Annotated in this window: 1 protein-coding gene; it reads right to left on the reverse strand. The window is 47.8% G+C overall.

Going from position 1 to position 247, the window contains the following annotated elements; genetic code table 11:
• Positions 1-247 (reverse strand): FIST N-terminal domain-containing protein (locus tag R0J92_RS25415; protein WP_411053729.1); only part of this gene is annotated, 247 nt, incomplete at both ends.

The raw sequence follows: 247 nt of genomic DNA on the forward strand, positions 1-247 counted from the left end.
GCGTTCTCCTTGGACAATTTGATATTGGGGTCCCACCGGGCGACAGCCTTGGGCAACAATTGTATCCATTTCAATATTGCCACTGAGAGCGACACCAACAATTCCTTCTTTCACTAAAGCCACTCTCTCCTCGGTTGCGGTTTCAAAAAATAAACCCGTTTGCATCCCCATCGCCATCGCACTGGCTAAGCCTCCTACTTTTTTCCCATTCGGATAGGCAAAATCCAGTCCTTCCAGCAAATCATTG

The sequence above is a fragment of the Tritonibacter sp. SIMBA_163 genome (assembly GCF_046535935.1).
In the GTDB taxonomy this organism is placed as follows: Bacteria; Pseudomonadota; Alphaproteobacteria; order Rhodobacterales; family Rhodobacteraceae; genus Epibacterium; species Epibacterium scottomollicae.